22 protein-coding genes are annotated in these 19,517 nt (G+C 34.8%); 21 read left to right on the plus strand and 1 reads right to left on the minus strand.

Annotation, left to right across the window (positions count from 1 at the left end; all coding sequences use genetic code 11):
* The first annotated feature begins 45 nt into the window (after window positions 1–45).
* Together ACWA1F_RS02935 and ACWA1F_RS02940 are read left to right on the plus strand one after the other, a co-directional pair.
* Window positions 46–900 (plus strand): fumarylacetoacetate hydrolase family protein, encoded by an 855-nt coding sequence (locus ACWA1F_RS02935; RefSeq protein WP_456891456.1) that lies wholly within the window; start codon window positions 46–48, stop codon window positions 898–900.
* Window positions 901–912: 12 nt separating this feature from the next.
* Complete coding sequence (locus tag ACWA1F_RS02940; protein WP_456891458.1) at window positions 913–1,248, plus strand: L-rhamnose mutarotase; 336 nt, start codon at window positions 913–915, stop codon at window positions 1,246–1,248.
* A 214-nt stretch (window positions 1,249–1,462) separates the two neighbouring features.
* Here ACWA1F_RS02940 and ACWA1F_RS02945 read toward each other — a convergent pair whose 3' ends face one another.
* Window positions 1,463–2,713: an NAD(P)/FAD-dependent oxidoreductase gene (locus ACWA1F_RS02945; RefSeq protein ID WP_456891460.1), complete on the minus strand. Its 1,251-nt coding sequence runs from the start codon at window positions 2,711–2,713 to the stop codon at window positions 1,463–1,465.
* 101 nt (window positions 2,714–2,814) lie between these two features.
* Between ACWA1F_RS02945 and ACWA1F_RS02950 the strand changes: the two genes are divergently transcribed.
* The 19 genes from ACWA1F_RS02950 to ACWA1F_RS03040 all read left to right on the plus strand — a co-directional run bounded on the left by ACWA1F_RS02950 (window position 2,815) and on the right by ACWA1F_RS03040 (window position 19,424).
* Entirely contained in the window at window positions 2,815–4,335 is a 1,521-nt protein-coding gene (locus ACWA1F_RS02950; protein WP_456891462.1) for a flexirubin biosynthesis tyrosine ammonia-lyase FlxA, read from the plus strand.
* A gap of 81 nt (window positions 4,336–4,416) precedes the next feature.
* Window positions 4,417–5,640: a WG repeat-containing protein gene (locus ACWA1F_RS02955; RefSeq protein WP_456891464.1), complete on the plus strand. Its 1,224-nt coding sequence runs from the start codon at window positions 4,417–4,419 to the stop codon at window positions 5,638–5,640.
* Between the two features lie 87 nt (window positions 5,641–5,727).
* Entirely contained in the window at window positions 5,728–6,459 is a 732-nt protein-coding gene (gene fabG, locus ACWA1F_RS02960; protein ID WP_456891466.1) for a flexirubin biosynthesis SDR family reductase FlxB, read from the plus strand.
* A gap of 206 nt (window positions 6,460–6,665) precedes the next feature.
* A complete protein-coding gene (locus tag ACWA1F_RS02965; protein WP_306154152.1) occupies window positions 6,666–7,901 on the plus strand; it encodes a beta-ketoacyl-[acyl-carrier-protein] synthase family protein in 1,236 nt (411 codons plus the stop codon).
* The gene (locus ACWA1F_RS02970; protein ID WP_306154150.1) at window positions 7,894–8,148 is read left to right on the plus strand and encodes an acyl carrier protein; all 255 of its coding nucleotides are present in this window, start codon (window positions 7,894–7,896) and stop codon (window positions 8,146–8,148) included. The genes ACWA1F_RS02965 and ACWA1F_RS02970 overlap by 8 nt, the downstream gene beginning before the upstream one ends.
* A complete protein-coding gene (locus ACWA1F_RS02975) occupies window positions 8,149–9,027 on the plus strand; it encodes an LpxL/LpxP family acyltransferase (protein ID WP_456891468.1) in 879 nt (292 codons plus the stop codon).
* Window positions 9,028–9,406: 379 nt separating this feature from the next.
* On the plus strand, window positions 9,407–10,309 hold the full coding sequence (locus ACWA1F_RS02980; protein WP_456891470.1) for an NADPH-dependent FMN reductase family protein: 903 nt from the start codon (window positions 9,407–9,409) through the stop codon (window positions 10,307–10,309).
* Between the two features lie 17 nt (window positions 10,310–10,326).
* On the plus strand, window positions 10,327–11,460 hold the full coding sequence (locus tag ACWA1F_RS02985) for a dialkylresorcinol biosynthesis protein DarB (RefSeq protein ID WP_306154144.1): 1,134 nt from the start codon (window positions 10,327–10,329) through the stop codon (window positions 11,458–11,460).
* Window positions 11,460–11,891 carry a hypothetical protein gene (locus ACWA1F_RS02990; protein ID WP_456891473.1) on the plus strand — a complete coding sequence of 144 codons (432 nt, stop codon included), beginning with the start codon at window positions 11,460–11,462 and terminating at the stop codon, window positions 11,889–11,891. The genes ACWA1F_RS02985 and ACWA1F_RS02990 overlap by 1 nt, the downstream gene beginning before the upstream one ends.
* A gap of 8 nt (window positions 11,892–11,899) precedes the next feature.
* Window positions 11,900–12,367: an ABC transporter permease gene (locus tag ACWA1F_RS02995; RefSeq protein WP_456891475.1), complete on the plus strand. Its 468-nt coding sequence runs from the start codon at window positions 11,900–11,902 to the stop codon at window positions 12,365–12,367.
* A gap of 29 nt (window positions 12,368–12,396) precedes the next feature.
* Window positions 12,397–12,798 (plus strand): flexirubin biosynthesis protein DarG, encoded by a 402-nt coding sequence (locus ACWA1F_RS03000; RefSeq protein ID WP_456891477.1) that lies wholly within the window; start codon window positions 12,397–12,399, stop codon window positions 12,796–12,798.
* Entirely contained in the window at window positions 12,798–13,796 is a 999-nt protein-coding gene (locus ACWA1F_RS03005; protein WP_456891479.1) for a BtrH-related acyltransferase DarH, read from the plus strand. Before ACWA1F_RS03000 ends, ACWA1F_RS03005 begins: the two co-directional genes overlap by 1 nt.
* Window positions 13,797–13,857: 61 nt before the next feature.
* A complete protein-coding gene (locus tag ACWA1F_RS03010; protein WP_456891481.1) occupies window positions 13,858–14,556 on the plus strand; it encodes an ABC transporter ATP-binding protein in 699 nt (232 codons plus the stop codon).
* Window positions 14,546–15,829, plus strand: a complete 1,284-nt coding sequence (locus ACWA1F_RS03015; protein ID WP_456891483.1) for an ABC transporter permease — start codon at window positions 14,546–14,548, stop codon at window positions 15,827–15,829. The genes ACWA1F_RS03010 and ACWA1F_RS03015 overlap by 11 nt, the downstream gene beginning before the upstream one ends.
* Entirely contained in the window at window positions 15,804–16,253 is a 450-nt protein-coding gene (locus tag ACWA1F_RS03020; protein WP_456891485.1) for an acyl-CoA thioesterase, read from the plus strand. The genes ACWA1F_RS03015 and ACWA1F_RS03020 overlap by 26 nt, the downstream gene beginning before the upstream one ends.
* A gap of 289 nt (window positions 16,254–16,542) precedes the next feature.
* On the plus strand, window positions 16,543–17,694 hold the full coding sequence (locus tag ACWA1F_RS03025; RefSeq protein ID WP_456891487.1) for a beta-ketoacyl-[acyl-carrier-protein] synthase family protein: 1,152 nt from the start codon (window positions 16,543–16,545) through the stop codon (window positions 17,692–17,694).
* A gap of 205 nt (window positions 17,695–17,899) precedes the next feature.
* Window positions 17,900–18,445: a hypothetical protein gene (locus ACWA1F_RS03030; protein WP_456891489.1), complete on the plus strand. Its 546-nt coding sequence runs from the start codon at window positions 17,900–17,902 to the stop codon at window positions 18,443–18,445.
* Between the two features lie 104 nt (window positions 18,446–18,549).
* Entirely contained in the window at window positions 18,550–19,164 is a 615-nt protein-coding gene (locus ACWA1F_RS03035; protein WP_456891491.1) for a 3-oxoacyl-ACP synthase, read from the plus strand.
* A 2-nt stretch (window positions 19,165–19,166) separates the two neighbouring features.
* On the plus strand, window positions 19,167–19,424 hold the full coding sequence (locus ACWA1F_RS03040; RefSeq protein WP_306154122.1) for a phosphopantetheine-binding protein: 258 nt from the start codon (window positions 19,167–19,169) through the stop codon (window positions 19,422–19,424).
* The last annotated feature ends 93 nt before the right edge of the window (window positions 19,425–19,517 follow it).

Consider the following 19,517-nt stretch of genomic DNA (forward strand, 5'->3'; position numbering starts at 1 on the left):
TAATCCTCTAAATCTGTGGCAAAAAAAACTCAAAAATAAAAGAATATGAAACTTATTAGATTCGGAGAAGAAGGAAAAGAAAAACCAGGAATTCTTCTAAATGATAAAAGATACGACGTTTCCTCAATCATAACAACAGATTACAACGAAGCGTTTTTTGAAAATGACGGTTTAAAAAAATTAGAAGAAGCTTTAAAAAGCAATCCAACTTTACCAGAAGTTAGCGATTCAGTTCGTTTAGGATCTGCAGTTGCAAGGCCTTCAAAAATTATCTGCATCGGATTAAACTATGTGGATCACTGCGAAGAAACTGGCGCTGCAATTCCAGAAGAACCAATTATTTTCTTCAAATCTACCACTTCTCTTTGCGGACCAAATGATAATTTGATCATTCCCAAAAACAGTGAAAAAACAGACTGGGAAGTAGAATTGGCATTTGTTGTTGGTAAAAAAGCAAGCTACGTTTCTGAAGAAGATGCGCCAAATTATATCGCTGGATATTGCCTTTTGAATGATTATAGCGAAAGAGCTTTTCAAATTGAGCGCGGCGGACAATGGGCAAAAGGAAAAGGTTCTGATACCTTCGCTCCTCTTGGACCAACAATGGTTACGCCAGACGAAGCTGGAGATGTAAACAATCTTAAAATGTGGCTGACGGTTAACGGAAAAACTTTCCAAAACAGTAATACTTCAAACCTGATTTTCAAAATTCCATTTTTAGTGCATTATTTAAGTCAGTTTATGACATTGCTTCCTGGCGATGTAATCAGTACAGGAACGCCTCCGGGAGTTGGATTAGGAATTAAACCAGATCCGATTTACATTAAAGCGGGTGACGTAATCGAATTAGGAATCGAAGGTTTAGGCACAAGTAAACAAACTGCTGTAGCTTATTCATAAATAAAAAATAATATGGCAACACAAAAATTCTGTTTGGCCTTAGATTTAAAAGATGATCAAAATCTGATTGCAGAATACAAAGAACTGCATGAAAATGTTTGGCCAGAAATCAAGAAAAGCATTCAAGATTCTGGAATAGAAGTTTTGGATATTTACTGCACGGGAAATCGTTTGTTTATGATCATTGAAGGCGATGAAAATTTCTCTTTCGAGAAAAAAGACAAAGCCGACGCTGAAAATGAAAAAGTTCAAGAATGGGAAACTTTAATGTGGAAATTCCAACAAGCTTTACCTTGGGCAAAACCAGGTCAAAAATGGATTTTGATGGATAAAATATTTCAGTTATAATTCACGAAAAATATTCCGCTAGGAATATCTCATCGGTAGAAAAAAAATATTGCCACGGTGAATTATGTCCTGTAGGGACATCTGATTTTATGCAAATCCATTCGTCAATAATTCAAACGTTCCTACGGAACGTGTAATTGCGATTTCAATTTCGTTCTACCGACGAAACATTCCTAGCGGAATGACTACTTCTAAATCATAAAAAAAGCCCTGATTATTCAGGGCTTTGTTCTTTTTGCATATTTAATAAATACGCCATATTCGCTATTACGTGATCGTGTTTCTTTACAAACGGATTTTCCTCATTCCAAACATAACCTGCCAAAACCGCACATATTTTTTCTTTCACATCTGGGTTTTCTGGCTGATGGAAGAATAGCGTCTGTAGATTTCCAGTATACCATTCTTGCACATACGTGGTGAAAACAGCAATCCCTTTTTTCATGTATTCTGTAAATTCAGTTTCCCAATTTACTTCAATTCCTTTCGATTCTTTCAAATATAATTTTGCGGCCAGCATTCCAGATTCGGTTGCAAAAGCGACTCCAGAAGAGAAAACAGGATCTAAAAATTCTGAACTGTTTCCTGTTAGAGCAAATCCGTCGCCGTACATTCTCTTTACCGCTCTCGAATAATTTTCAAGTTTCACCGGCTCAAACAAAAACTCTGTTCCAGCAAATCTTTTAATATAATAATCCGATTTCTGAATGGCATTTTTTAAAGCCTCAGCATTGTCTTTATTGGTAGAAAGCGAATTGATAAAATCGGTCGGACCAACAACTCCCAAACTTGTATTTCCGTTAGAAAACGGAATTACCCAAAGCCATACTTGAGTTTCCAGAATATCAAAAGAAATCTGAGTTCCCTCCTCGCCTTCTGGTCTGTTAATGTCTTTTACGTGCGTAAATATAGAAGAATGCGGATCTAATTTAGATGGTGTATCCAAATCCAAAAGTCTTGGCAAAACGCGTCCGTATCCGCTAGAATCGATAATAAATTTAGCGTGAATTTCTTTTAGATTTCCTTCTTTGTCTTTTACTATCGTTTTAGAATTTTTTCCTTCAAAAGAAACTTCCAAAACTTCAGTTTCAAATTCTAGATCAATTCCTTTGCGCACAATTTCCTGCGCCATCGTATTGTCAAAATCAGCTCTTGGAACCTGCCAAGTCCAATCCCAGCCTTCGCCAAATTTTTTGCTGAAATCAAAATTGCAAATCTCTTCGCCTCTAATAAAACGAGCTCCTAATTTCTTTTCGAAATTCATTGCATCTAATGCTTCAAACAATTCTGCCTCAGCAAAATGGTCCATTACACGCGGAATAAGGCTTTCACCAACAACAAGTCTCGGAAACTTTGTTTTCTCAACAACTTTAACCTTAACATTGTTCTTAAAAAGATAAGATGCCGAAACACATCCTGATGGTCCTGCACCAATCACTAAAACATCAACAAACTCCTTTGTCATATTAGAATTATTATCATTAATTAACCTACATTTGCCATCATCAAAATAACTACATTTATTTTGATAAATAAAATTAAATTAGCACAACCAAAATCGATTTGATGAATACAATAAATGAATATTTAAGTTTAGCTGAATTTGAAGCCATAATCTTTGGAAAAAACAAAGTTGCGATAAGTGATGTGGTTCTAAATCGAGTAAACGAAAGTTTTAATTTCTTAAAAGAATTCTCAGGAAATAAAGTAATCTACGGCGTAAATACTGGCTTTGGTCCAATGGCTCAATATAGAATTAAAGAGTCAGATCAAATTCAGCTGCAATATAATTTAATTAGAAGCCACTCTTCTGGAACGGGAAAACCGTTGAATGCGGAATGTGCAAAAGCAGCTATTTTGGCTCGTATGAATACACTTTCTTTAGGAAATTCTGGTGTTCACCCTTCTGTTATTCATTTAATGGCAGAATTAATCAATAGAGATATCACCCCTTTAATTTTCGAACATGGCGGTGTAGGTGCAAGTGGAGATTTGGTTCAGCTTTCTCATTTAGCGTTAGTTTTAATTGGCGAAGGCGAAGTTTTTTATAAAGGTGAAAGACGTTCAACTGCAGAAGTTTTCGAAATTGAAGGTTTACAGCCAATTCAGGTAGAAATTAGAGAAGGTCTTGCATTGATCAACGGAACTTCAGTAATGACAGGAATCGGAGTTGTAAATGTGCATTATGCGAATAAATTATTAGATTGGTCATTAAAAGCTTCTTGTGCGATTAATGAATTGGTTCAGGCTTACGACGATCACTTTTCGGCAGAATTAAACCAAACCAAACGTCATAAAGGACAGCAGGAAGTGTCAGAAAGAATGAGAAAAAATCTTTCTGACAGTACTTTGATCCGTAAAAGAGAAGATCATTTATATTCTGGCGAAAACACCGAAGAAATCTTCAAAGAAAAAGTTCAGGAATATTATTCATTAAGATGTGTTCCTCAAATTTTGGGGCCAGTTTTGGAAACTATCAATAATGTTGCTTCTATTTTAGAAGACGAATTCAATTCGGCAAACGACAACCCAATTATAGACGTAAAAAACAAACACGTTTATCACGGCGGAAATTTCCACGGAGATTATATTTCGCTTGAAATGGATAAACTGAAAATCGTTATTACCAAATTAACGATGTTGGCAGAACGTCAATTGAATTATTTATTGAATTCTAAAATCAACGAAATCCTTCCTCCATTCGTAAACTTAGGAACTTTAGGTTTCAATTTCGGAATGCAGGGCGTTCAGTTCGTAGCGACTTCAACAACTGCCGAAAGTCAGATGCTTTCAAACCCGATGTACGTACACAGTATTCCCAACAACAATGACAATCAAGACATTGTGAGTATGGGAACAAACTCAGCTGTTATTACCTCTAAAGTGATCGAAAACTCATTTGAAGTTTTAGCTATTGAATTGATTACCATCGTTCAGGCAATCGATTATTTAGATCAAAAAAATAAAATTTCATCGGTTACTAAAAAATGGTACGATGATATTAGAACTATAATTCCAACATTTAAGGAAGATCAGGTAATGTATCCTTTTGTACAAAAAGTAAAAGATTATCTAATCAACAGTTAATCTAAAACGATTTGTGTTTTAAAAATAATGCCCCAAAAAGAGTTTTAACTTTTTAATCATTAAAATTGAATTTTAAAAATCATGAAAAAGACATTTATTTTTTTACTGCTAGTATGTATTCAAGTTGTTAATAGTCAAGAACTGGCATTAGTTAAGAAAAATTCGAAAATTGGATATATTACCAAAGACGGATCTTTTAAAATAGAACCTCAATACAAATCTGCTAAAAGCTTTTCTGAAGGTTTAGCCGCTGTAGAAAATGGCGGAAAATGGGGATTTATTGATTCAAAAGGAACCTTTGTAATTCCCGCAGATTTTAAAGATGCCAAAGAGTTTAACAGCGGAATTGCTGTTGTACAAAAAGATAAAAACTGGGTTTATATCAATACAAAAGGAGAAATTCAAAAAGCTCCTGCAACAGAAAAAGTATTTGATTTTAATGACGGCGTTGCTTTTATCAGACAAAACAATAAAGTTGGACTGATCAATAACAAAATGACGGTTGTTCTAGAACCAAAATACGATCAGATCAAACCTTTTGAAAATGGTTACGCAAGAGTGGAACTAAACAAAAACTGGGGAATTATTGATACTAATGGAAAAGAATTGGTAGAACCTGTTTATGCTGAAATTGGAAATTATTTTAAAGGCACAACTTGGGCAAGAAAAGATAAAACTTTCGGATTGGTAAGCGGCGGAAAATTTATTCCGGTTGATGGTGCAGAAAAAATCTGGGATTTTGAAACTCAAGATTTGACTTTCGCCAAAAAGAATGGAAAAATCGGGTACATCGATTTAAAAGGAAACTGGGCCATTCTTCCAATTTATGATAAAGGAAAAGCATTCTCAAAAAATTTAGCTCCGGTTTTGGTTGGAAAAAAATGGGGATTCATTAATCCTGAAGGAAAATTTGTTATTGAACCAACGTATAGCGATGCAGAAGTTTTCAGCACCAATGGTTTGGCTCCTGTAAAAGAAAGCAATTGGGGATTTATTAATGAATCTGGAAAATTGGTAATTCCAACTCAATATGGCATCACTACAAATGCTATTATCGCGATGTTTACACAACAAGATAAAGGATTTATTGGCGGTGTTGCGAGAGTAAAAAATGAAGGGAAATGGGGATTTCTAAAACCAGACGGAACTGTTCTTGCCAACCAATGGTTTGAAAATGCTGAATTGTTTTCTAAAAGTGCAGAAAAACCTCAACCAGCTGCAGCTCCTGCCGAAAAACCAAAAGAGGAAACTAAACCTACTGCAAAAAAACCTGCTGCAAAACCAGCACCGAAAAAGAAGAAATAGTATTTATCTCCAATAAATTATAAAATTTGCATCATGAAATCGCTCTTATTACAAAAGCGATTTCATGATAAATAAAACCTACATTAAATGAAATGTGTATTAGTAACAGGCGGTTCGAGAGGAATTGGAAGTGCGATTTGCAAAAAACTTGCCGTAGAATCCGATTATCATATTCTGATTAATTATCATTCGAATAAAACAGCTGCCGAAGAAACATTACAAGAAGTGCAAAAATTAGGCGCGACGGGAGAAATCTTAGGTTTTGATGTTTCTAATTTTGAAGAAGTTCAAAATGTTTTAAACAAATGGCAGGAAGAAAATCCTGAAAAATTGGTTGAAGCAATTGTAAACAATGCCGGAATTACAAAAGATGGTCTTTTTATGTGGATGACTCCCGAAGACTGGAACGGTGTTTTGAATACTAGTGTAAACGGTTTCTTTAATGTAACTCAGTTTTTCATTCAAAAAATGTTACGCAACAAATATGGGCGTATTGTAAATATGGTTTCAGTTTCTGGCGTTAAAGGAACTGCAGGACAAGCCAATTATTCGGCTGCAAAAGGCGCGATTGTAGCAGCAACCAAAGCTTTGGCTCAGGAAGTTGCCAAAAGAAACATTACGGTTAATGCTGTTGCTCCAGGTTTTATTAGAACCGACATGACAAGCCAGCTAGACGAAAAAGAATTATTGAAGCTAATTCCTGTAAATCGTTTTGGCGAAGCCGAAGAAGTAGCAGATTTGGTAAGCTTTTTGATTTCTAAAAAAGCCAGCTATATCACAGGAGAAATTATTAATATAAATGGCGGAATATATTCTTAGAATTTAAAGCCTAAAATTGCCACAAAGACACAAAGTCGCAAAGTTCTATTAATAAAACAATTTAAAAGAAAAAACTTTGCGCCTTCGCGACTTTGCGAGATTAAAAAAGCAACAAGCTAAAAAACTTTGTTACTTTGCCACTATATTACTTTGTCACTATGCAAAAAAATTACACTTTATAGATTAAAAAATTACTTTGAAAGACGATGAATAGAAGAGTTGTAATTACTGGAATGGGAATTTATTCTTGTATCGGAACTTCTTTAGACGAAGTAAAAGATTCTTTGTACGAAGGAAAATCTGGTATTCAGTTTGATTCTGAACGAAAAGAATTTGGTTTTCAATCGGCCTTGACAGGGATGGTTCCGAAAACCGATTTAAAAAATCTTTTGACACGCAGACAACGCATGAGCATCGGTGAGGAAACCGAGTATGCGTATATGGCCACTATAGAAGCTTTGAAAAATGCAGGAATTGACGATGCTTTTTTTGATGATCATGAAGTTGGAATTATGTACGGAAACGACAGTGTTTCTAAAGCCATTATTGACGCTACAGATATTGTTCGCGAGAAAAAAGACACCGCTCTAATTGGTTCTGGTGCGATTTTTAAATCGATGAATTCTACCGTTACCATGAATCTTTCAACGATTTTTAAACTTCGTGGAATTAACTTAACTGTAAGTGCAGCCTGCGCGAGTGGGTCTCATTCTATTGGTTTGGCGTATTTTTTAATTAAAAGCGGATTTCAAGACATTGTTATCACTGGCGGAGCGCAGGAAATTAATAAATATGCCATGAGCAGTTTTGACGGATTAGGCGTTTTTTCTAACCGAGAAGGCGATCCGACAAAAGCTTCAAGACCTTTTGATTCTGACCGCGACGGATTAATTCCGAGTGGCGGCGGAGCAACTTTAATTCTAGAAAGTTACGAATCTGCTATTGCTCGAGGTGCCAATATTATAGCAGAAATTGGCGGTTATGGATTCTCATCAAACGGCGGACATATTTCAACTCCAAACGTGGATGGTCCTGCAACAGCGATGAAACGCGCACTTGAAGAAGCAAAATTACAAGCATCTGATATTGACTATATAAATGCTCACGCCACCTCAACACCCGTTGGAGATGCTAATGAAGCAAAAGCTATTTTTGAAGTTTTTGGCGAAAAAAATCCGCCTGTTAGTTCTACAAAGTCAATGACAGGACATGAATGCTGGATGGCTGGAGCAAGCGAAATTATTTATTCTATCCTAATGATGCAGCACGATTTTATCGCGCCAAACATCAATTTGGAAAATCCAGATGAAGATGCGTCAAAATTAAATTTAGTTAAAACTACGTTAAACAAAAAATTTGACATATTTTTGTCCAATTCTTTCGGGTTCGGAGGAACCAACTCTGCGTTGGTGGTTAAAAAGTTTAAATTGGACAATGAATAAAGAAGAGATTATAGCAAGAATTAACGGTTTTTTAGTTGATGAATTTGAAGTAGACAATGACGACATTGAACCAAATGCTAATTTAAAAGATACACTTGGGTTAGACAGTCTGGATTATGTTGACTTGGTCGTTTCAATAGAGGCAAACTTTGGTGTAAAACTAGTTGAAGCAGATTTTGTTGGAATCTCTGATTTTCAAAGTTTTTACGATTTAATCGAAAATAAAATCAAGGCCAAATCTGCTTAAATGAGTCAATGGGATGGCAAATCCAAAGGAACTGTTTTAGGGTATAGAATATTCGTTTTTTTAATTCAAAAAGCGGGTGTCAAAGCTGCTTATGCCTTACTTTATTTTGTTGCTTCTTATTATTTTTTATTTCTAAGAAAAAGCAACAAAGCCATTTTCTACTATTTTAAAGAAAGGCTTCAGTATTCCTATTTCAAATCAAAAAAAATGGTTTTCAAGAGTTATTACACTTTTGGACAGACTATTATTGATAAAGTTTCTATTTCCGCAGGAATGCGAAACAAATTTACCTACGAATTTGACGGAATAGAAACACTGAAAAAATTACTCGCCGAGAAAAAAGGCGGTGTGTTGATTAGTGCTCATGTCGGCAATTTTGAAATCGCAGAACATTTTTTAGGAGATATTGACCTCAATTTCCAAATCAATCTGGTTACTACAGATTTAGAGCATTCAGCCATTAAGAATTATCTAGAAAGCGTTTCTCAAAAACCTACCGTAAAATTTATTATCATCAAAGAAGATCTCTCTCATATTTTTGAGATCAATGCCGCTTTGGCTAATAATGAGCTAATCTGCTTTACAGGCGACCGCTATTTTGAAGGAACCAAATCTCTTTCAGCAGAGTTTCTGGGTAAAGAAGCCCATTTTCCTGCAGGTCCGTTTTTAATTGCTTCAAGATTAAAAGTTCCAGTCGTTTTTGTATATGTAATGAAAGAACCAAATCTTCATTATCACCTATACGCCCGAGAAGCCGAAGTAAAACACCGCGACGAAAAAGCACTTTTGAAAGAATATATAAAAAGCGTTGAAAGCATCTTGCAGAAATACCCTCTGCAGTGGTTCAATTATTTTGACTTCTGGAGTTCGCTTAAATGATTTGCCACAAAGGCGCAAAGGCACAAAGTTCGTTGCCTATAAATTTTATTTGCCACGAATTCACGAATTATTTTAAATACAGTAACGATGATTTTTCTAAAATTATAACTACAATTAATTTCACGAATTATGGTTTATGCAAAGGATATTATTTTAAGAAAAAGAATTAGTGAAATTAGCGACAAAAGCATTCGTCCAAATAATTAGAGAAAATTCGTGAATTCGTGGCTAAAAAAACTTTGCGGCTTAGCGACTTTGCGGCAAAAAAACAGTAAAAATTCGTGAATTCGTGGCTATCAAAACTCCACCCACCAAATAAGAAAATTCGTTTAAATAAATTTACTTATTTTTGCTCACCACCAAAGCCAAAAGACCCTAAATGAAAAACGTACTCGTAATATATTACACACAGTCTGGACAATTGGAATCGATTGCACAAAATATTGCAAAACCATTTCTAAATTCAGAAGAAATAAATCTTACTTTTCACGAAATACAACTAGAAAAACCATTTCCATTTCCGTGGAATAAAGAATCTTTTTTTGATGCCTTTCCAGAATCTTTTTTACAGATTCCGACCGCATTAAAACCAGTTCCAGAAGAAATTTTAAATACAAAATACGATTTGGTATTATTTCATTATCAAGTTTGGTATTTGTCTCCTTCAATTCCAATTAATTCATTTTTGAAAAGCGACGACGCCAAGAAAATTTTGAACAATACTCCCGTAATAACCATCAGCGGATCTAGAAACATGTGGATCATGGCTCAGGAAAAAATCAAAGTTTTGTTGCGAAAAGCCAATGCGAATCTGGTTGGAAATGTTGCTTTGGTAGACCGAGTTGGAAATTTAATCAGCGTAATTACTATTGTAGAATGGATGTTTTCTGGAGTGAAGAAAAAATATTTAGGTATTTTTCCGCTTCCGGGTGTTTCAGAAAAAGACATTCAAGAGTCAAGCAAATTTGGAGAAATCATGCTTGATACTTTACAAAAAAATAATTTAGCGCAATTACAGCCAAAATTAGTAAATGCTGGCGCTGTAAAAATAAGTTCATATTTAGTGACTGTTGACAAAACGGCCAATAAAATTTTCAATAAATGGTCAAATATCATTTATAAAAATCAAAAAAACCGAAAACAGCTGCTTAAAGTATTTAATGTTTATTTATTCCTTGCGATATGGTTAATTTCACCAATAGTGTATATATTGCACCTTATTACCTATCCGCTAAAATTAAAGAAAATTAAAAAGGAAACTCAATATTATCAAGGAGTTTAGAAGAGGAAATTTATATTATGTTTGAAGTATATATTACAAAAGCTGCAAAATATTTGCCAAACGAAGCCGTTTCAAATGACGAAATGGAAGCCTACTTAGGCCTTATCAACGATACTGCTTCTAAAGCAAGACGCATTATTTTGCGCAACAATAAAATTACAAGCCGATATTACGCTGTTGACAAAGAAGGAAAAAGCACGCACAGCAATGCCGAATTAACAAAAAATGCCATTTTACCGTTATTCGACGAAAATTTTACACCTCAGGATTTAGAAGTACTTTCATGCGGAACTTCAACTCCAGATATTTTTCTGCCTTCGCACGCTGCGATGGTTCATGGTCTGCTTAAAAACAAATCGGTAGAATTAAACTCTTCAACCGGAGTTTGCTGCGCTGGGATGAATTCTCTTAAATTCGGTTTTCTTTCTATTAAATCTGGAAATTCAAAAAATGCAATCTGCACAGGATCAGAAAAAGTTTCTACTTGGCTGAATGCCCAAAAATACAATCACGAGGCTGACAATTTAAAAACTCTTGAAGAACAGCCAATTATTGCTTTCAAAAAAGATTTCCTTCGCTGGATGTTATCAGACGGTGCTGGAGCTTTTTTATTAGAAAATAAGCCACGAGGACCAATTTCTTTAAAAATAGAATGGATGGAGGCTTTTTCGTATGCGTACGAATTAGAAACCTGCATGTATGCTGGAGGTGATAAACTAGAAAATGGCGAAATTAAATCTTGGAGCGATTACGCGCCAGAACAATGGCTGAATGAATCTGTTTTTTCTATCAAACAAGACGTTAAATTATTAGACGAATTTATCCTATCAAAAGGTGCAGAAAGCATGAAAAATGCGATGGATAAAAACAATATTAAATCAGACGATATCACTTATTTTATTCCTCACGTTTCTTCTAACTTTTTTGTTGAAGGCTTGAAAAAAGGCTTAAATGAAAGAGGTATCGGAATGACGGATGATAAATGGTTCATGAATCTTTCTAGAGTTGGAAATGTTGGCTCTGCCTCTATTTACCTTGCTCTTGAAGAATTGCTGAATTCAGGAAACTTGAAAAAAGGAGATAAAATTTTATTATCTGTTCCAGAAAGCGGAAGATTTTCTTTTGCATATGCGTATTTAACTGTTTGCTAATGGAAACAATGGCACTTCTAGAAAAAGAAATGGTAGAAAATTTATTGCCGCAAAAATTTCCTTTTGTGATGGTAGATGCTATGCATTCTTATACCGAAACTTCTTTGGTTTCTGGTTTAGAAATTCAAAACGATAACATTTTTGTTTCCGATGGTATTTTTCTCGAAGCAGGTTTAATAGAACACATGGCACAATCTGTAGCATTGCATACAGGATATCAATTTTTTTTGAAAAACGAAATTGCTCCTACAGGTTACATTGGCTCTATTAAAGAAATTGAAATTAAAAAGCTTCCAAACGTAAACGACATTATTCAATCTGAAATAACGATTCTGCAAGAATTTGCCGGAATCACTTTGGTTGATATTGTGACGACCTTAAATAACAAAGAAATTGCCAGAGGACAAATGAAAACCGTTTTGGCAAAATAAAATCAAAAATGAAAACTAGTTCTGCCGTTGACATACAAAATTATTTACCACACCGAGCACCAATGCTTATGGTGGATTTGATTTTGAATATCGATTCGAATTCGGTAGAAACTGTTTTTCTTATTAAAGGCGACAATATTTTTGTTCAAAATAATGTTTTTATAGAAGCCGGTTTAATCGAAAACACAGCACAGACTTGTTCGGCGATTGTTGGAAAAAAATACTTTTTTGACGACAACGGACTAGAAAATGAGAACGTAAATGTAATCGGATTTATCAGTGCTTTAAAAAATGTAAAAATTCACGCACTGCCAAAAGTTGGCGATACTGTTATGACCAAAGCCGACTTGGTTTCTAAATTTACAGGCGACGATTATACTTTATGCACGATGAGCTGTAAAAGCTTAGTCGAGGATCAGATTCTATTAGAATGCGAAATTAATTTGTTTATTCAAAAAACAATTTCGGTTTCGTAACAATTCCACTTGAAAATAATAACTAGGTAATGGAAAAAGACAAAGTACCTCAGGATCAAAGCAATTTAACGAAAAACAACGTTAAGGAACTTTTGTATGCAACAGACGAAAATGGAGAATATACCACGACATTAAGTACGGGCTGGGAACCAAAAGCTATTGCCCTTTCTAATTCTATCGACGAAATAAACGAACGAATTGCTGATGCCAGACAACAAGTTTTAGACGGTGAAGCAAGTCCGATCCTATATTTTATGGAATTAAATAAAATGGATCTGACTATTCTTTCCAGTTATGTTGGTTTGTGGAAATGGCGGGTAAAAAGACATTTTAAACCAAGTGTTTTTGCCAAACTAAATGATAATACTTTAAAAAAATACGCTGATACTTTTGAGATTTCTATCGAAGAATTAAAAAACAGCATCAAATAATGGAGTTAACTTTTACACATCATCAGTCTGCTCATTGCGAGAATGGAGTAGCTTCAAATCTGTTAAAAAACAACGGACTAAATATTAGCGAACCGATGGTTTTTGGTATTGGTTCGGGTTTGTTTTTTGTCTATCTGCCTTTTATAAAAGTCAATCACGCACCAGCAATTAGTTACAGAACTTTGCCAGGACAGATTTTCAATAAAGTAGCAACCCGTTTAAATTTAAAAATAAAAAGACAAAAATTTTCTTCTGTTTCGAATGCCAATAAGGCGTTAGACGAAAATTTAAAAAACAATATTCCAACCGGATTACAAGTTGGCGTGTATCATTTGAGTTATTTTCCAGATGAATACCGTTTTCACTTTAACGCGCACAATTTAGTCGTTTACGGAAAAACCGAAACCGATTATTTGGTCAGCGATCCGGTTATGGAAACCGTAACCACTTTAACGCACGACGAATTAGACAAAGTTCGTTTTGCCAAAGGCGCATTCGCTCCGCGCGGACAAATGTATTATCCAATTCAGATTCCAAGCAATGTCGATTTAAAAAGCGCCATTATAAAAGGAATCAAAAATACGTGTCGCGATATGCTGGCGCCAATGCCAATTGTGGGTGTTCGCGGAATCAAATTTGTTTCTAAAAGAATTAGAAAATGGCCAGCTAAACACGGTGTGCGAAAAGCCAATCATTACTTAGCACAAATGGTTCGTATGCAGGAAGAAATCGGAACTGGCGGCGGCGGATTCCGTTTTATTTATGCGGCATTTCTACAAGAAGCTTCGGTTATTTTAGGTAACGAAGAACTAAAAGAACTTTCTAAAGAAATGACAAAAATTGGCGATTCTTGGCGTGATTTTGCTGTTGAAGCTTCGCGTATTTACAAAAACAGAAGTGCCAAAGAAGATGCTTACAACACTATTGCCGATGAACTTTTGGACATTGCCAATAGAGAAGAAATCTTTTTCAAAAAACTAAAAAAAGCAATCAGCTAAAAATATTTTGCAGTCTATCATTCAAATAGAATCCCTTTCGAAACAGTACAAAAATGCAGAAATGTATTCTTTGAACAACGTTTCGCTAAACATAAATGAAGGCCAGATTTTTGGTTTATTAGGACCAAACGGCGCTGGAAAAACCACTTTAATTTCGATGCTCTGCGGATTGGTAAAACCAACTTCTGGACATTTTACAATTGATGGTTTAGACTATCAGCATCATGCTTCAAAAATTAAAAAAATCATAGGCGTTGTGCCTCAAGAATATGCTTTATATCCGACTTTAACGGCAAGAGAAAATCTGCTTTATTTTGGAAGCATGTACGGTTTGAAAGGTTCGGATTTAAAAGATAAAGTGATCGAAGCTTTGGATCTTTTAGGTTTATTGAAATTTGCCGATAAACAAGTTCAGACTTTTTCAGGCGGAATGAAACGCCGTGTAAACCTGATTGCGGGAATCCTTCATAATCCAAAGGTTTTGTTTTTGGATGAACCGACTGTTGGTGTCGATGTGCATTCTAAAACCGCTATTATCGATTATCTAAAAGTTTTAAACCAAAACGGAACAACGATTATTTATACTTCTCACCATTTGGCTGAAGCTGAAGATTTTTGTTCTGATATTGCGATTTTAGATCAAGGACAGATTTACGCACAGGCAACGCCGTCGGCATTAATTGAATCTACAAAAGATGCCCGAAATCTCGAAGATGTTTTTATTTCATTAACCGGTAAAGCGTTGAGAGATGGTATATAAAATTTGGATGTCGGTAGTAAAAGAATTCCTTTTGCTAAAAAGAGATTTAGGCGGACTTATCATTTTATTTGTCATGCCGTTGGTTTTGGTCATTGCCGTAACCTTAATTCAGGACAGCACTTTTAAGGCGGTAACCGATTCTAAAATTCAGATTCTTTTGGTCGACAAAGACAAAGGAGCTGTTTCGAAAACGGTTTTCGAAAATTTAGAAAAAAGCAGTTATTTTACTGTTGTGACACAAATTGACAATCAACCGATTACCGAAAAAGTTGCCAAAGAAAATGTGTACAAAGGAAAATTTCAACTGGCAATCGTAATTCCAGAAAATCTAAGTTCTGATTTACAGACTAAAGTCGAGCAGAATGTAGAGAAAATCGTCAGCAATTTAGGTTTGACAGACAGTACTGCAACTGCAGAACCTCAGCGTGTCATTAAAGAAAAAGAAGTAAAACTGTATTTTGATCCAGCCGTTCAGATGAGTTTCAAAAATGCCGTTATGAGTTCTATCGACAAAATGATTTCGCAGATTGAAACCAAATCGATTTATTCTACTTTTCAAAAACAATTAGGAGAAGAAACGATCAATTTTGAACAAAAAAACTTCATTACTTTCAAAGAGATAATTCCGAGAATCAATAACAAAGAAGTTCGCCCGAATTCTGTTCAGCATAATGTTCCAGCTTGGACACTTTTTGCCATCTTTTTTATTGTTATTCCATTATCTATCAATATTGTAAAAGAAAAAACACAGGGAACTTTCGTTCGATTACGAACAAATCCCGTTTCCAATTTAATTGTGATTGTCGGAAAAACCATCACCTACTCGATCATTTGTATGATTCAGTTTTATATGATGGTTGCGGTTGCCGTTTTCTTATTTCCATCAATCGGATTGCCTTCTTTAAATATCGAAGGACATTTCTTTTTGACAAGTGTTGTCGCCTTATTTTCAGGTTTTGCAGCAATCGGCTTCGGAATTTTATTAGGAACCGTAGCAAGCACGCAAGAACAATCTGCTCCTTTTGGTGCCACAAGTGTGATTATTTTGGCAGCAATTGGAGGCGTTTGGGTTCCCGTTTTTGCAATGCCGAAAATCATGCAGTATATTGCAAAATCTTCTCCAATGAACTGGGGTTTAGAAGCTTTTTACGATGTATTGCTTCGAAACGTTTCTTTCGTCGAAATCATTCCGAGAATAACTTTGTTATTTTTGTTTTTCATTATTACAACTTCCATCGCATTATTTTATGACAAAAAGAAAAGAGCAGTTTAAAGAAGCTACAGATCTAACCGTTTCACACGAAATCAGGATTCGTTTTAACGAAACCGATCCGCTTGGAATTGTTTGGCACGGCAATTATATCACTTATTTTGAAGATGGAAGAGAAGCATTTGGACGTGAGCACGGATTGACTTACTTGGATATTGCCAAAACTGGCTACACAACGCCAATTGTAAAATCGACTTGCGAACATAAATTGTCTCTTCGTTATGGCGATGTTGTAACGATTGAAACAACGGTTGTAGATACGCCAGCTGCGAAAATGATTTACCGTTTTAAGATTATTGATGACAAAGGAGAAGTTGCCTGTACGGGAGAAACCGTTCAAGTTTTTTTAGATAAAGAAGGAAATTTAATGTTGACGAATCCTCCTTTTTATGAGGAATGGAAAAGGAAAGTTGGGTTGTTGAAATAAAGTTTTTTTGCCACGAATTTCACGAATTGACGCGAATTCTAAATGCAAAAGTTAACCGCAAATTTCACGAATTTTCACAAAGTAAAAAGTAAAATCTGTGTTGATCTGCTTAAATCTGTAACCCGAGCGATAGCGAACAGGCGAAGCAAATCTGCGTGAAACTTTTTAGACAACAGTTTATAAAAATAAAATCAGCTTAATCTGCAATCCCGATAGCTATCGGGAGCGGGAGCTTAAAAATAAATACCTACAAGGTTTTGGAAACCTTGCAGGAGAATCGAGATTTAAAATGTCAAAAGAAATATACATTACAGAAACAAATTGTATCACGCCTTTAGGTTTTGATGTGGAATCCAACATCGAAGCGATTCTTCGTGGCGATTCTGGAATTCAGCTTCATAATGATATTTCTTTGATGCCAAATCCTTTTTACGCTTCGATTATAAGCGATGAAAATATAAATAAAGCTTTCGGGGAAGTTAGTTCCGAAACTAAATATTCGCGTTTAGAGAAATTGATGATTCTGGCTTTAGATCCAATTATCAAAAAGTCGGGAGTTGAACTAAATTCAAAAACTGGATTTATACTTTCTACCACAAAAGGAAACGTAACGGCTTTACAAAATAATACTGAAGAAAGTTTCAACAACGCGCATTTAGATGTTTTAGCCAAAAACGTTGCCAATTTCTTCGGATTTCAAACACAGCCAATCGTAGTTTCGAATGCCTGCGTTTCAGGAATTTTAGCGGTTTCAATTGCAAAAAGAATGATTCAATCGGAACTTTATGACCACATTTTTGTCGTAGCTGGCGACGAAGTTTCAGAATTTGTTTTGTCTGGTTTTAACGCTTTTCAAGCAATGAGCGATTCGCCTTGCAAACCGTATTCTAAAAATAGAACTGGCGTAAGTTTGGGCGAAGCAACCGCTGCTGTTTTAGTTTCGGCGGAAGCCAAAAACGCTAAAATAAAAGTGCTTGGCGACAGTTCGATCAACGATGCGAATCATATTTCTGGTCCGTCAAGAACAGGCGAAGGTTTGTTTAGAAGTATTCAGAATGCTTTAAAAGAAGCACAAATTGAAGCCAATAAATTAGATTATATTTCAGCGCACGGAACCGCAACGCCTTATAACGACGAAATGGAAGCCATTGCTCTAACTCGTTTAGATTTACAAAACGTTCCAATAAATAGTTTAAAAGGATTTTACGGCCATACGCTTGGCGCTTCGGGATTATTGGAAACCGTAATTGCGATAGAATCTGCCAATAAAAATACGCTTTTTGAATCAAAAGGTTTTGATGAAATCGGTGTAAGCGAAAATATTAATGTAATTGAGAAAAATCAAGAAGCCAATATTAATTTCTTTTTGAAGACAGCTTCTGGGTTCGGAGGTTGTAATACGGCTGTGGTTTTTGAAAAGGTAAAACACGAATTGCATTAATTTTCACGAACTAAAAATTTGAACTGTTCGGAATTTCCGAACAGTTGAATATAAAATCGAACTTGTAAGGAAATTTTACAAGTTCAAAAAATCCAACTCTCAAATAAATCTTGAAAGTTCAATTGATTTAATTTAAATGAAACTATCAAAATTCATATTTATAACTCTAATTCTTCTTTCATCTTTTGGATGTAAAAAGAAAGAAATGTCTGAATCTGAATTTGAAAAAGAAGTTTTAAATAGTGTTTTTGTCGAAATTGCAGATTCTATTCACAAGGACAGAAGAATTATGCTGCCTCCTCCTAGTCCAAAATATAGTGATTTTAAAACTGGCAAGCGTGATACTGTTGGTTATGGAAAAATATTAAAAAAGTATTGGCATGATCATGATAGCATTAAAAAAGACAAAAGAAGAAAACTAATTGCTGTATATGGTTTTTTGAAAAATAATGGTATCAATGATAATAAATTTGATTTAGCACCTTTCAAAAACAATAAAAAATATGATTTTCAATATATGTCCAAATTTCCAGACGAAATATCTTGGGATTTAAATGATATCAAAAGTTCATTGCCAGTAGGGACAATTAGTATTTCCGGAATTCGTTTTAATAAAACTAAAACATCCGGAATTTTAGAAGCTAGCTCATCTGCAGGTGGAGGAAAAAGCGGAAGCGGTTTTGAAATTACAATTGAAAAAAAATCTGGAGAATGGCATATCAGTAAAATTATTAATACTTGGGTTTCATAAAAGATAAAACACGAATTGCACTAATTTTCACGAATTAATTAGTGTAATTTTTAAGCTTGGAATAATCTGTGTTAATTTGTGAAATTCGTGTTTAAACTATAATAATGACTCAAAAAACATACATACAATCCTATATCCAAATTGAAAACAACGAAATTGTTCTCAACGGAAAATCTGTATTCAAAATTGAACCAACAGATTTTGCAGATTTCGCCAAACAAGCTTATCGCAATTTTGAAATGCATTATCCAAAGTTTTTCAAAATGGATGCTTTGAGCAAACTGGCTTTTTTAGGATCAGAATTGCTTTTGAGTCCGATTACCTCTACGGAGCAGGAAAATAATATCGCTTTGGTTTTGGCGAATAAATCGTCGAGTTTGGATACCGATGTAAAATATCAGGAATCTATTTCAGACAAAGAAAACTATTTTCCGAGTCCGGCGGTTTTTGTTTATACACTCCCAAATATTTGTTTGGGCGAAATAAGTATCCGCCATCAGCTGAAAAGTGAAAATTCTTTCTTTATATTTGACACGTTTAACACCGAATTTATGTCGAATTATTCGAATATTTTGCTGACTACGAATAAGGCTGATACCGTTTTATGCGGCTGGGTAGAATTTTTTAATGACAGTTATAAAGCTTTTCTTTGCGTAATCGGAACGGAAGAAAACACAGAATATAAAAACGAAACTATCAATACATTATACAATAAATAATCATGGAAGCATTAAAAGAAGAATTAAAAAATAAAATCATAACGACTTTAAACCTTGAAGATATCGCAGTTGAAGATATTGCTGATAACGATGCTTTGTTTGGAGACGGTTTAGGTTTAGACTCGATTGATGCACTTGAATTGATCGTGATTTTAGATAAAGACTACGGAATTAAATTAGTAGATCCGAAAGAAGGAAAAGCTATTTTCCAGTCTATCGAAACTATGGCAGCGTACATTAGCGCAAATAGAACTAAATAATTGTAGATTTTAGATTGCAGATTTTAGATTTCTACCGAAACTTAAAATCTGAATTTTTAAAAATCTGTCAACTTTGTCAAAGTTTAAAACTTT

It is taken from the genome of Flavobacterium erigeronis (assembly GCF_054075165.1).

Coding starts and splice junctions, on each gene's coding strand:
- ACWA1F_RS02985 (WP_306154144.1), top strand. CDS start 10,327: ATGTTTGAAGTATATATTACAAAAGCTGCAAAATATTTGCCAAACGAA.
- ACWA1F_RS03015 (WP_456891483.1), top strand. CDS start 14,546: ATGGTATATAAAATTTGGATGTCGGTAGTAAAAGAATTCCTTTTGCTA.
- ACWA1F_RS02940 (WP_456891458.1), top strand. CDS start 913: ATGGCAACACAAAAATTCTGTTTGGCCTTAGATTTAAAAGATGATCAA.
- ACWA1F_RS03010 (WP_456891481.1), top strand. CDS start 13,858: ATGTATTCTTTGAACAACGTTTCGCTAAACATAAATGAAGGCCAGATT.
- ACWA1F_RS03030 (WP_456891489.1), top strand. CDS start 17,900: ATGTCTGAATCTGAATTTGAAAAAGAAGTTTTAAATAGTGTTTTTGTC.
- ACWA1F_RS02965 (WP_306154152.1), top strand. CDS start 6,666: ATGAATAGAAGAGTTGTAATTACTGGAATGGGAATTTATTCTTGTATC.
- ACWA1F_RS02975 (WP_456891468.1), top strand. CDS start 8,149: ATGAGTCAATGGGATGGCAAATCCAAAGGAACTGTTTTAGGGTATAGA.
- ACWA1F_RS02945 (WP_456891460.1), bottom strand. CDS start 2,713: ATGACAAAGGAGTTTGTTGATGTTTTAGTGATTGGTGCAGGACCATCA.
- ACWA1F_RS02970 (WP_306154150.1), top strand. CDS start 7,894: ATGAATAAAGAAGAGATTATAGCAAGAATTAACGGTTTTTTAGTTGAT.
- ACWA1F_RS03040 (WP_306154122.1), top strand. CDS start 19,167: ATGGAAGCATTAAAAGAAGAATTAAAAAATAAAATCATAACGACTTTA.
- ACWA1F_RS02995 (WP_456891475.1), top strand. CDS start 11,900: ATGAAAACTAGTTCTGCCGTTGACATACAAAATTATTTACCACACCGA.
- ACWA1F_RS03005 (WP_456891479.1), top strand. CDS start 12,798: ATGGAGTTAACTTTTACACATCATCAGTCTGCTCATTGCGAGAATGGA.
- ACWA1F_RS02990 (WP_456891473.1), top strand. CDS start 11,460: ATGGAAACAATGGCACTTCTAGAAAAAGAAATGGTAGAAAATTTATTG.
- ACWA1F_RS02955 (WP_456891464.1), top strand. CDS start 4,417: ATGAAAAAGACATTTATTTTTTTACTGCTAGTATGTATTCAAGTTGTT.
- ACWA1F_RS02980 (WP_456891470.1), top strand. CDS start 9,407: ATGAAAAACGTACTCGTAATATATTACACACAGTCTGGACAATTGGAA.
- ACWA1F_RS02935 (WP_456891456.1), top strand. CDS start 46: ATGAAACTTATTAGATTCGGAGAAGAAGGAAAAGAAAAACCAGGAATT.
- ACWA1F_RS03025 (WP_456891487.1), top strand. CDS start 16,543: ATGTCAAAAGAAATATACATTACAGAAACAAATTGTATCACGCCTTTA.
- ACWA1F_RS02950 (WP_456891462.1), top strand. CDS start 2,815: ATGAATACAATAAATGAATATTTAAGTTTAGCTGAATTTGAAGCCATA.
- ACWA1F_RS03035 (WP_456891491.1), top strand. CDS start 18,550: ATGACTCAAAAAACATACATACAATCCTATATCCAAATTGAAAACAAC.
- ACWA1F_RS03000 (WP_456891477.1), top strand. CDS start 12,397: ATGGAAAAAGACAAAGTACCTCAGGATCAAAGCAATTTAACGAAAAAC.
- fabG (WP_456891466.1), top strand. CDS start 5,728: ATGAAATGTGTATTAGTAACAGGCGGTTCGAGAGGAATTGGAAGTGCG.
- ACWA1F_RS03020 (WP_456891485.1), top strand. CDS start 15,804: ATGACAAAAAGAAAAGAGCAGTTTAAAGAAGCTACAGATCTAACCGTT.